We start from the raw sequence: 12758 nt of genomic DNA, 5'->3' as shown, positions 1-12758 counted from the left end.
TGACATAGGGTCCACTTTAGTTGTAGTTTAAACTACAACCTTTTGTATATTTCTATAGAGTTAAATTTAATAAAGTTGAAATATGTAAAATAAAGTGATAACATTTTAATCTGGTATGGAATTAAATAAATAATTATCAATTAAATATTATTTAAACGATTATTGAAGGTGGTTATTTTATGAGAATATTAGTAGTAGATGATGAAAAAAGTATAGTTAATTTAATTAGATTGAATTTAGAGGTAGAAGGATATGAACCTATTATAAGTATGACTGGAGCAGATGCAATTTCAAAATTTGAAACTGAAAAACCAGAACTTGTTATATTAGATTTAATGTTACCAGATATAAGTGGACATGATGTTATAAAGAAATTTCAAGAAATAGATAGTGAAGTTCCAGTTATAATGCTTACTGCAAAAAGTCAAATGAATGATAAACTTTTAGGTCTTCAGTTGGGTGCAGATGATTATATAATAAAACCATTTAATAGCGCAGAACTTATTTTAAGAATAAAAGCAGTAACAAAGAGGATTACAAAAAAGCCAAGCTCAAAAAATAATAATGAAATAAAGATTGAAAAATTAAAGATTCTAAAAGATGAAAGAAAAGTTTTCATAGAGGAAGAAGAAATTTTTATGACTTATAAAGAGTTTGATACACTGCTACTTATGATGGAAAATCACAATAAAGTTTTTACTAGAGAAAACCTTTTAGAGAGAGTATGGGGTGATGAGTACGATGTTAATACAAGAGCAGTTGATATTCTAATACAAAGAGTTAGAAAAAAGATGGGCAAGTATTCAAATAAATTAAAAACCGTTTATGGAGTAGGATACAAATTAGAATTTAAAGAAGAGACTATTTAATTTTATAAATAAGACATTAGGAGGATGCATTTTTAATGCGACTGAATTTTAACATAAAAACTAAGATAATTCTCATGAATATGGGGATATTAATTCCAATAATAATATTTATATATATAACAATAATAAATAATTTATATAATAACGTAATAAAAAGTAATATTGATTTATTAACAAAGGAGAGTTACAACACTCAAGTATACATATCAAATTACATTGAAAAAGATAAGGTGAACGATATTGAAAGAAATTTTGAGCATAAAGCTCCACTAATTAATATATATCTATCTAAAAAATTAAATTATAGGATTCAAATTTATGATAAGAATGGTGACATAATGACTGATTCTGTTTCTAATAGCGTTACTTTTTTTGATGAGGATATAACTAATGCTATAAAGGGAAATAAGGCCTATGTTGTTAAAAAAATTGATGGAAACATTTATGTATTATTTTCAAGTCCTATATATTTAAAAGATACAACATTAGGATGTGTAAGATATATATATCCTTTAGATAGTAGCGAAAAACTTATAAATAATATGTTTATAATTATGGGCATATTAGCATGTACATCAATTCTTATATCATGGCTTTTAAGTAAGCTTCTTTCAGAAAAAATAGTTGGACCTATAAAAAAATTAAAGATAGTTTCTCAAAAAGTTACCAAAGGAGAATATGATAATAGAATAAAAATTAGAAGTGGAGATGAAATTGAAGATCTAGCACAAACTTTTAATGTAATGTCTGAGAGTATAAAAAATTATGTTGAAAGTTTAAAAGAGGAAAAACAAAAACAAAAGAGTTTTTTAGATAATGTAACCCATGAGTTTAAGACTCCATTAACAGCAATAATAGGATATTCTGAGATTATACCTAAATTAAAAAATCAAAATGATATAGATGAAAGTTTAGTTTATATAAAAGAAGAAGGAATAAGGCTTTTAAAGCTAGTAGAAGAACTTCTTGACTTATCAAAACTAGGAAAAAGCGAGTTTGAGATAGATAAAAAGAAAAATAATTTAAAAGAAGTCATAGAAGAAGTTTTAGTTATTATTAATCCAAGAATAAAAAAATATGAAATAGAAATAATTAAAAATACATTTGATATTGAAGCTTTAATAGATAGAGACAAGACCAAGCAAGTTATTTTAAATGTATTAGATAACGCTATAAAATACAGTGAATGTAGAAAGATAAAAATAAAATTGCAAGTTGAGAATAAAAAAATAATTTTAAATATCATAGATGATGGTATAGGTATAGCTAAAGAAAATATACCTAAACTTTTTGAGCCTACTTATAGGGTGAATAATTTAAATTCTATTAACAACAATGGAAATGGATTAGGTCTTTGCATATGTAAAGAAATAATGAAAAAGCAAGATGGAGATATAAAAATTAAAAGTAACCTAGGAGAAAGTACATCTGTAGAAATTATATTTAAAAGTAATTAGTATTATGAAAAATAATGAATGTTACATTTACGAAACATGAGTGAAATGTTTATGAGATGTTAAATTTTTATTATATGGGAGGAAACATAAGTGAAGAAAATTAGCTTAAAGGCTAAGATTATAGGCATATACACTACTATAATTATAATTTGCATTATAATGACAAGTTTAAATTATAGATTTTTATATAACAGAGTCAAAATAATAAGTGATAAAGATGATGTTGTAAATAAGATAAATATGTCTATACCTATAAAAATTGAAATTTCTAATGACAAATGGGGTGGTTATGTTTTTGAAGATGAGAATTCTATACAAATGATATGGAATTCCATAGGTGAGATTATGAATGATTTTTCGGAAGAGGAAAACTATATTACAGAAGGAACTAATATAAGCATTGATGCAAATGTTTACTATTTAAATGGTATGAAAGATAAATTTAAAATAAGCGATGTTCTTATTTTAAATAATCGCATGTATCATGATAACAATAAATTACCATTAATAAATAGATTGAAAAATGATTTGCTAGGTTACTTATATTCAACTTCTAATATAGCTAATCTCATAAATACTAGAAATAGAATAGTTATTAGTGATTCTAATAAAGTAAAAGAATTGAATGATTTAGATAAAGAAAAGTTAAAAAATTTAATAAGTAATTCAACTAAACTTGATAGTGATGATGGAATTAAAGCTTTAACAAAGGAAAAGAAGGAAGCTTTATCGCATATAAAAATTTATATTTATGATAAAGAAGATACTTCAATAAAAGTTAAAAGCTGCAATATTGTAAATATGGATGTATATATGGACGGAATATTTGTTGTTCAATATATGGGAGATGAAAATGGACAACACACATATTTTAAGGGAGACCTTAAAGGGATATGCGAAGATATATTAGAGAAAAATATTTAAAAATCATCAGCATTAGAGAGGGTAGTTAGTAATGAATATTAAAAAATTTATTTGTTTTATTGTAATCATATGTGTGTCTTTTAACCTTATTGCTTGTAATAAAAAAAGTTCAAAAGTAATTTATAAAGATGGATATTTAAATCTGGAAGGAAAGCATATTGTTGTTTATGTAGCATCTAGAGATGAAGTTGGTAGAACACTTTTAGAAATGTTTAAGGAAAAAACAGGATGTACATACGAATATATAAGAATGTCTACGCAAGAGGCATTAGAGCGAATTAGATGTGAAAAAAAATATCCTAAAGCAGATATATTTATAGGTGGAACTTGTGATGCTCATAATCTAATGAAAAAGGAGCAACTTTCAGAAAAATATATATGCAAAAATTACGATAGCATACAAAATGTATATAAAGATAAAGATGGATATTGGACAGGTTTAGAAGTTAATTTTTTATCTATTATTGTGAACAAGGATAGATGGGATAAAGAATTTGCAGATAAGGGATTAAAAATGCCAGAAAAGTATGAGGATTTACTTAATCCAATGTATAAAGGTGAGATTATAATACCAGATCCTAATATATCAGGAACAGGATATACTATTATAGCATCAATTGTACAAAATATGGGTAAAGAAAAAGCTATAGAATTTTTAAAAGAATTGAAATCAAATGTAGGACAATTTACATCTAATGGATATATTCCAGCACAGAAAGTTGCAACTGGAGAATATTTAATAGGTACAAATTTTATAGCAGATCAATTGTTAGTTAAAAATTCTGGATTTAATGTAATAACTAATATCCCTAAAAAAACTGGCTGGAATATAGATGCAATTTCAAAAATAAAAAATGGTCCAAATGAAGACGTTGGCAAATACTTTATAGACTTTTGTACAACCAAAGAGAGTGAGGAAATGATAATAAATATCTCTCAAGGTAAATCTACAAGAAAAGATATAAAAGATGATGATTATGAACAAAATTGTGAAGTAAATATGTATGATAATTATGATTTCAAAAAAGCTAGTGAAGACAGAGAGTGGTTAATTAAGATGTGGAATAGTTTTAAAGCGTAAATTTATAAATAAGGGAATATTTAAATTTAAACTTTTTTGAAATAACGTAATGACAATTAATACTTTAACTTTTTAAATTAATAATTAAACAACTTTCAATTTCTAGTATTTAGAACTTAAAACATTAAAATTTATTATTTTGGGGATAAATTTTAATGCAAATAAAATTAAAAGATAAATATTTTTAAGAAGTATTTATTATATTAAGGTAATTTGGAGGATAGATATGAATAAATTGACAAGTTTTTTTAGTATTAATAAAAAAGAAGCTACAGTATCAATTGAAGATCAAAGAAAGATGTGGTTAAAGGAATTCTTAAAAGCATTCTTAGTTGTATTTTCTGTGTATGCTTCTATGTATTTAATTAGAAATAATCTTAAAGCTGGACAACCACTTTTAAAAGAACAATTAGGTTTTACAACATCTGAACTTGGATATATAGGTTTTGGATTTTCTATAACTTATGCACTTGGTAAAACATTGTTAGGATATTTTATTGATGGTAAAAATGCAAAGCGTATAGTGTCATTTTTACTTATGATGTCTGCAACAATGGTCTTTGTAATCGGTCTTATACTAATATCAGGAAATAAATGTACTGGAGCTGTATTAATATTATGGGGATTAAGTGGATTTTTCCAAGCACCAGGTGGACCAAGTGCTTATTCAACAATTACTAGATGGACCCCTACTAATAAAAGAGGTAGATATTTAGGATTTTGGAATATGTCTCATAATATAGGGGGAGCATTAGCAGGAATGTTAGCATTATGGGGAGCAAATAAATTTTTCCATGGTAATGTGGCAGGAATGTTTATTGTTCCATCAATAATAGCAGCTGTTATTGGTTTTACAATGTTATTTGTAGGAAAAGATGAGCCAGAAGAGTTAGGTTGGAATTCTGCAGAAGAAATATTTGGTGAAGTTAAAGCTGAAAATAGTGCTGAATTAAATAACATGAGTAAATTTGAAGTGTTTAAAAAATATGTTTTAAAAAATCCATGGATTTGGGTCTTATGTGTAGCAAATGTTTTCGTTTATATAGTTCGTATAGGAATAGATAATTGGGCTCCTTTATACGTTACTGAACAATTACATTTTGCAATGGGTGATGCAGTTAATACAATATTCTATTTTGAAACAGGTGCACTTATTGGTAGTCTTAGTTGGGGATTTATATCTGACTTATTAAAAGGAAGAAGAGCAATAGTTGCAGTATTCTGTTTAATACTTACTGGATTTGCAGTTTTAGGATATAGATATGCTACAAGCGTTACAATGGTAAATGTTTCACTATGCGCTCTTGGTGCATTAATATTTGGACCACAATTATTAATAGGTGTATCTCTTGTGGGATTTGCTCCTAAAAAAGCAATTGCTGTTGCAAATGGTTTAAGTGGTACTTTTGGATATTTATTTGGAGATTCTACAGCTAAAGTTATGCTAGCTAAAATAGCTGATCCTAAATCATCAGGTGTAAATATTGGTGGAATGTGCCTTCACGGATGGAATGATGTATTTATTATATTCTATGGTGCACTTATAATTGGAATTTGTCTTTTATTAGTTGTTGCTTATGGCGAAGAAAAGAAGATAAGAAGCTTAAATAAGTCTGAAAAAGAAGCAGAAGAATTGGCTGCTTAATAGTATAAAAATAATTGCATAAATTAAGTATAGATATTTTGTATAACAAATGCTTTTCTAATGACAAAATAAGTTGTTAGAAAAGCATTTTATTTTTGCGATTTTTTATTTAAACACAAAAATTTATTGAGAAATTTTTAACATTTATCTATAAAAATACTCTAAAATTGTTGATTTATATAATATATTGTTATTTTTTTAACTTTTATAATTTTAATGTGTTGAAATTTGTTTTTAAATATGATATATTTACTCTCGAAAGTTAGTTGTACATACAAATGAAGCACTTATATACGAAATTTAAATTAAAACAATAACTTTCAATGGATTACTAGTAATTTATCTAAGATATAACTTTAAAAATTAAAAAATTGACTGATAAAAAATAAACAATGAAAAATAAAATTAGAATGATAAAAAATAAAATGGGAATGATAAAAATAAACAATTACTAAAAAATTTATAAATAGGAAGAAGATGAATATGATAGAAAAGAATATAGTAGAAAAAGACAAATTAACACCTAAAGATTATTTAAATAAAGTTTTGGCTGGAACTGCAACTGGAATTGTTGTAGGATTAATTCCAAATGCAATTCTAGGTTCAATATTTAAAGGACTAATAGATGTTTCTCCAATATTTGCCACTCTTTACAATGCTGTAAGTATTATGCAATTCATAGTGCCAGTTATTGTAGGTGTATTAGTAGGATTACAATTTAATCTTAATCCTATGCAATCAGTTATTGTTGGATCAGCAGTATTCTTAGGCTCAGGTGCTTATAAAGTCACAGAACATGGAGTACAAATGGTTGGTATAGGCGATTTAATAAACATAATGTTAGTTGCATGTATAGCTGTATATGTTGTTAGATTAATAGGAAATAAATTAGGATCATTAACAATATTATTATTACCAATTGTTGGAGCTGGTGTGGGTGTTATTGGAATGCTTATGCTTCCATATGTAAGACAAATTACTATAACAATAGGAAACTTAATTAATAATTTCGCAGTGTTACAACCATTATTAATGTGTATTTTAATTAGTGTTTCATTCTCGGTTTTAATTATTTCACCAATTTCAACTGTAGCAATAGGAATTGCCATAGGAATAACAGGACTAGGTGCTGGAGCAGCTGCTATTGGGGTTACTGCTTGTACAGCTGTTTTAGTAATTGGATCAAGAAAAGTGAATGAAAGTGGAGTTACTTTATCTGTGTTATTAGGAGCCATGAAAATGATGATGCCGAATTTAGTTACCTATCCAATAATAGCAGTACCTATTATTGCAAATGGTATCTTAAGTGGAATAGGTGCTTATCTGTTTAATATCTTAGGTACACCGAATAGTGCTGGATTTGGATTAGTTGGATTAGTTGGTCCTTTAGCGGCTATAAATAGTTCGGGATCAATTATTGGAGTATTAATAGCATTTGTGGTTATACCTTTTGTAGGTGCATTTGTTATTGATTGGTTCTGTAGAAAAGTTATACATTTATATGATGAAAATATTTTTAAATATATTTAATTTGTAATTGAAGCAAAAGAGGAGAGTGAATTGAAATGAAAATTGCAATTGTTGGAGCAGGAGCTATGGGCTCACGTTATGGATATATGTTACATGAATCTGGAAATGAAGTTTTTTTAATAGATGCGTGGAAGGATCATGTAGATACTATAAATAAAGAAGGATTAACAGTTGAAGAAAATGGAGAATGTAAGAAGGTAAAAATACCAGCAATGTTACCAGAAGATGCTAAAGAAGTTCCAGACTTAGTAATTTTATTTACTAAATCAATGGGATTAGAATCTATGTTAAAATCTGTAAAGAATATTTTAGGAAAACATACAAGAGTATTATGCCTATTAAATGGATTAGGTCATAATGAAACTATTGAAAAATATGTTGATAGTAAAAATATACTTATGGGTGTAACTTTATGGACAGCTGGATTAGCAGGTCCTGGACATGTTGTATTAACTGGAGATGGAAGCTTAGAAGTACAAAATATTGATTCTAATATGGAAGTAGAAGCAAGAGAGATTTGTGACATATTAAATCAAGCAGGATTAAAAGCTCATTATAGTGAAAATGTTATATTTTCAATATGGCGTAAAGCATGTGTAAATGGAACTTTAAATAGTTGTTGCACAATTTTAGATTGTAATATTAAGGAGTTTGGAGAGTTAAAAGAAGCGCCAGAGCTTATTCGTAATATTATAAAAGAATTTGCTGATATTGCTGCTAAATATGGAGTAGAATTAAATGTTGAAGAAGTTGCAAAAGGAATAGAAAAAATATATGATCCAAGCCAAGCTGGAGAACACTATCCATCAATGCATCAAGATTTAATTCAAAATCATCGTCTTACAGAGATTGATTATATAAATGGATATGTATCTAGAAAAGGTAAAGAATTTAATATAAATACAGAATGTAATGATTTATTAACAACTATGGTTCATGCAAAAGAACAATTACTTGTTAAATAAATACAGTTATTTAAAAAGTTGATTATTATTTAAATAGTAATCAACTTTTTTGATATTATTTATATAATTAAATAACCATCTTAATAATAAAATATAGGGTAAAGAAATACTTTTATATAAAATAGTGGTATTAATTTAGTTGCAAATTTTTTAAATTATCTTTAATATATTATTTATATAGATAAAATTATAAAAAGTTAGAACGGAGGCCATAATGCTTGAACAAAATTTTTGTGAGTGTTTATTTTTCACTGCAACTAGATTAAAAAAGATAGCAGCCAAAATAGCTGAAGACGAGTTAAAGCCACTAGGATTATCTCCTACATATGTATATATACTTCTTGGCGTAAAGTTTAAACCTGGAATAACACAAAAGGAATTAAGCAAAGAACTTCACTTAAAACCATCTACAATAACGAGACTTATAGATAAATTGGTTATAAATGGTTTAGTTGAGAGACGAGCTGAAGGAAAATTATCTCATATATATTTAACTAATGACGGAGAAAAAATTCAAGAGGATATACAAAAGTACAGATTAAAGTTACATAATCGTTATAGAGAAATATTAGGAGAAGACTATAATTTATTAACCAAGATAACAAATGATTCTGCAAGGATATTAGAATCTAAGTAGAGCGTTATACAAGTAACTCAAATGTGGACAATGTATTAAAAATATATTATAATAAATGCTTTTCTAATGACGAAATAAGTTGTTAGAAAAGCATTTTATTTTTTGCAACTTTTTATAATCATTAATTGTCTAATAGATGTAATAAGGCATTTAAATAAGTTACAGTCTATTTATAAAGAAAGCTTAGCTAATATATATATTAATACTTTAGTATTCTTTTAGAATTTATAGTATTGGTGTAAAAATAAAAATCATTATGGTAAGGGAGATAATATGATTAATGAAAATACATTAGTATATAGATTTTATAATAAAAGTCTAATGAAAAATAGTTTAGTAAAAATGGCCATGAAAGGAGATTCAGAAGCATTTACAAGTTTAATAAAGGAAAATAAAACATATCTTTATAAAATTGCTTATAGTTATGTAAAAAATGAACAGATAGCTTTAGATATATTACAAGAAAGCACATATAAGGCATTTATTAATATAAAAAAACTAAAAAAAGAAAGTGTTTTTAAAACATGGATAACAAAAATAGTAATAAATGAATGTATAAATACAATAAGAAAAAATGCAAAAATTACTTATTTAAATGATAATGATATATTGATTAAAAAAGAGTTTATATCTATTGAGGAAAAACTTGATTTATATGAAGCAATTGATAAATTGAGAAATAACTATAAAACAGTAATAATCCTTAAGTATTTTAATGATTTATCGTTAAGAGATATCTCTTATATTATGGAGATACCGGAAAATACAGTTAAAAGTCATTTGAAAAGAGCTAAAAATGATTTAAGTAAAATTTTAAAGGAGGACTTTTTAAATGAATAAGAACTATGAAAATATTACTATACCAGATAATATAGATGATTTTATAGATATTGGGGTAAAAAGAGCTGTAGATTTAAAAAATATTAAAAGAAAAAAACTTATTAGAAGAAATTTAGGGATTACAGCAGCTTCCTTAATTATTGTTTTAACTATAGGGTTTTCAAATCCAGCATTAGCAGCTAAAATACCTATTGTTGGAAATGTATTTCAAGCTATTGAAAAAAATATATACTTTCCAAGTAATTATTCAGAATACTCTACATCAGTCAATGAAACAGCATACTCTAATGGAGTAGGTGTAACTTTGTCTGATATATTATGCGATGGACAATCTTTATATGTAACATATATTGTTGAGAGTGAAAAGCCTTTTAAATATACGTCGTGGGGAGAGGCACCTTTAACAGTGAATCAACTTATAACAAGTGAAGAATATAATAAAGTAGATTTCTCTAATAAACAACTAGACAATACAGGAATTGCTGGTCTTGAAGGAAAATTTATTGATGATAACACTTTTGTAGGTATGGAAAAGTATAAACTGTCATCGCTAAAAACAGCTATCCCAGATGAATTTATATTTCAAGTTAAATACATATCATTTCAAACTGATTCAGTAGAAAATGATGAAAAACATGATGTGAAATCTGGTACATGGGCTTTTAAAATACCTGTAAAAGTGAATAAAGATATTAAAAGAGTTGTAAATCTAGATAACATAGGAAATGACAGTGTAAATTTAAACTCGCTATCAATAACACCTTTTGATATGATATTTAGTTTAACCTATAACAAAGGTAAGTGGAGTGACTATGAAGTTTCAATTTATGATGAAAATAGAGAAGAACTTAATCTTTCAGATAGTAGTATAGATGAAGATAATAAAACTGAAAATATGATTTTTAAAGCACCTTCTAATGAAAGTAAAAGCATTAGGGTTATAATAAATAAGCCTATATTAGAAAAAGGCGAAACAATAACTGAATCAAAAGGTCAAAGTGAAACTTCCTACGAAGAGATTGGAAAAGAATTAATATTTGATGAGATAATAAATATTAAATAAACATAATATGATTAGATATTAATAAACAAGCTAATGATATTAAAAGAATCATTAGCTTATGTTATAATTGTCTTAAAATGCAGACGTTATTTAAGCGATAGATAAACTTTAAGAGAGGAAGTGAGATTATGAAAAAAAGATTTAACACAACAGGAGTATGTGTTCCTAGAAAGCATTATATGGTAGATATATCAAATAAAATAGATGAGATAGAAAAACTTGTAGAGGAAGAATTTTATTTTGTTATAAATAGGCCAAGACAATTTGGAAAAACAACAACATTGAATGAATTATATAAAAGACTAAGTGGTAAATATAGTGTAATAAGAATGGATTTTGAACTTATAGGAGAAGATTTTGCAAGTGAGGAGAGATTTTGTGAAACCTTTGTAGACTATATGTCTAGATTTACTAATATAGATATCAGAAAAGCATCAACGTTAACAGAACTTTCAAATAGGATAATGGATTTGACAAAAGATAATGAAATTATACTTATCATAGATGAAGTTGATAAAAATTCTAGCAATAGATTATTTTTAAGCTTTCTTGGTATGCTTAGATCATTATATTTAAGTAGAGAACAGGATCTTGGGACTACTTTTAAATCAGTTATATTAGCAGGTGTGTATGATATTAAAAATTTAAAATTAAAGGTTAGAGATAATTCAGAAATAAGATATAATTCACCATGGAATATAGCGGTGAATTTTAATATAGATATGAGTTTTAGTGAGATAGAAATAGGAACTATGCTTAAGGAATATGCTGCTGAAAATGCATTACCATTAAATATAGAATTTCTTAGTAAGGATATATATAAATTTACAGCAGGATACCCATTTTTAGTATCAATAATATGTCAAATAATAGATGAAATTTTATTATCAGAAAATAAAAGGGAATGGACAATATTTGATATACAAAGAGCGGTAAAATTATTATTAGAAGATAAAAATACATTATTTGATGATTTAATTAAAAATCTTGAAAATAACTCAAAATTATATGGATGTTTATATAATATCCTAGTTAGTGGTTTGCAAATAACATACAATATAAATAATCCAACCATAGATTTAGGTCATATGTTTGGATATTTAGTAAAAGATAAAAATAATAATACCACTGTATCAAATCAAATTCTTAAAGAAGTTATTTACAATTATATGATATCAAAAACGGATACTAGAACAATGTCTAAATATAATTTTAAAGATAACTTTATAAATGAAGATAATACCCTTGATATGGAGAATGTATTATTAAGATTTCAACAATTTATGAAAGAGAATTATAGTTCTAGGGATATAGAATTTTTAGAACGACAAGGAGTTCTTTTATTTTTATCATTTATAAAACCAATAATTAATGGAGTGGGATTTGATTATAAAGAAGTTCAAATTTCAGAAGAAAGAAGATTAGATATCGTTATTAAATATAATAAATGTAAGTATATTATAGAAACAAAAATATGGCATGGAGAAATTGCACATAAAAAAGGTTTAAATCAATTAAAAAATTATCTTGAAATAGAAGGTTTAAATAAGGGATATTTATTAATATTCAACTTTAATCAAAATAAAGAATATACTCATAGTGAATATTATGTAGATGATAAAACTATTTTTGAAGTTAGAGTTTAAAAGAAATAGTAGCTTACTAATTGAAAGTGAAGCTACTATTTTTGTATTTAGAATAAGAGATGGTGAATCATGTCATAAATAAATGAGGTTTTTAGGCTTAT

The 12758-nt window shown here is 25.9% G+C and carries 11 protein-coding genes; all 11 read left to right on the top strand.

The window, feature by feature from the left end:
* The first annotated feature begins 179 nt into the window (after positions 1 to 179).
* A complete protein-coding gene (locus tag NG904_RS09625; RefSeq protein ID WP_252213031.1) occupies positions 180 to 869 on the top strand; it encodes a response regulator transcription factor in 690 nt (229 codons plus the stop codon).
* 35 nt (positions 870 to 904) lie between these two features.
* A complete protein-coding gene (locus NG904_RS09620; protein WP_252231348.1) occupies positions 905 to 2326 on the top strand; it encodes a sensor histidine kinase in 1422 nt (473 codons plus the stop codon).
* A 90-nt stretch (positions 2327 to 2416) separates the two neighbouring features.
* Positions 2417 to 3250: a DUF3919 family protein gene (locus NG904_RS09615; RefSeq protein ID WP_252213027.1), complete on the top strand. Its 834-nt coding sequence runs from the start codon at positions 2417 to 2419 to the stop codon at positions 3248 to 3250.
* Between the two features lie 31 nt (positions 3251 to 3281).
* Positions 3282 to 4331 carry an ABC transporter substrate-binding protein gene (locus tag NG904_RS09610; protein WP_252213025.1) on the top strand — a complete coding sequence of 350 codons (1050 nt, stop codon included), beginning with the start codon at positions 3282 to 3284 and terminating at the stop codon, positions 4329 to 4331.
* Positions 4332 to 4557: 226 nt separating this feature from the next.
* Complete coding sequence (gene uhpT / locus NG904_RS09605; protein WP_252213023.1) at positions 4558 to 5976, top strand: hexose-6-phosphate:phosphate antiporter UhpT; 1419 nt, start codon at positions 4558 to 4560, stop codon at positions 5974 to 5976.
* A 483-nt stretch (positions 5977 to 6459) separates the two neighbouring features.
* Positions 6460 to 7506 carry a PTS sugar transporter subunit IIC gene (locus tag NG904_RS09600; protein ID WP_252213022.1) on the top strand — a complete coding sequence of 349 codons (1047 nt, stop codon included), beginning with the start codon at positions 6460 to 6462 and terminating at the stop codon, positions 7504 to 7506.
* Between the two features lie 35 nt (positions 7507 to 7541).
* Complete coding sequence (locus NG904_RS09595; protein ID WP_252231346.1) at positions 7542 to 8471, top strand: 2-dehydropantoate 2-reductase; 930 nt, start codon at positions 7542 to 7544, stop codon at positions 8469 to 8471.
* A gap of 214 nt (positions 8472 to 8685) precedes the next feature.
* Positions 8686 to 9108 (top strand): MarR family winged helix-turn-helix transcriptional regulator, encoded by a 423-nt coding sequence (locus NG904_RS09590; protein ID WP_252213020.1) that lies wholly within the window; start codon positions 8686 to 8688, stop codon positions 9106 to 9108.
* A gap of 273 nt (positions 9109 to 9381) precedes the next feature.
* Complete coding sequence (locus tag NG904_RS09585) at positions 9382 to 9948, top strand: sigma-70 family RNA polymerase sigma factor (RefSeq protein WP_252231344.1); 567 nt, start codon at positions 9382 to 9384, stop codon at positions 9946 to 9948.
* Entirely contained in the window at positions 9941 to 11011 is a 1071-nt protein-coding gene (locus tag NG904_RS09580; protein ID WP_252231342.1) for a DUF4179 domain-containing protein, read from the top strand. Before NG904_RS09585 ends, NG904_RS09580 begins: the two co-directional genes overlap by 8 nt.
* Positions 11012 to 11139: 128 nt before the next feature.
* Positions 11140 to 12657 carry a GxxExxY protein gene (locus NG904_RS09575; protein ID WP_252231339.1) on the top strand — a complete coding sequence of 506 codons (1518 nt, stop codon included), beginning with the start codon at positions 11140 to 11142 and terminating at the stop codon, positions 12655 to 12657.
* Positions 12658 to 12758: the final 101 nt, after the last annotated feature.

This window comes from Clostridium sp. ZBS15 (assembly GCF_023845705.1).
GTDB lineage: Bacteria > Bacillota > Clostridia > Clostridiales > Clostridiaceae > Clostridium > Clostridium aquiflavi.
This window is presented reverse-complemented; position numbering and strand designations above follow the sequence as displayed.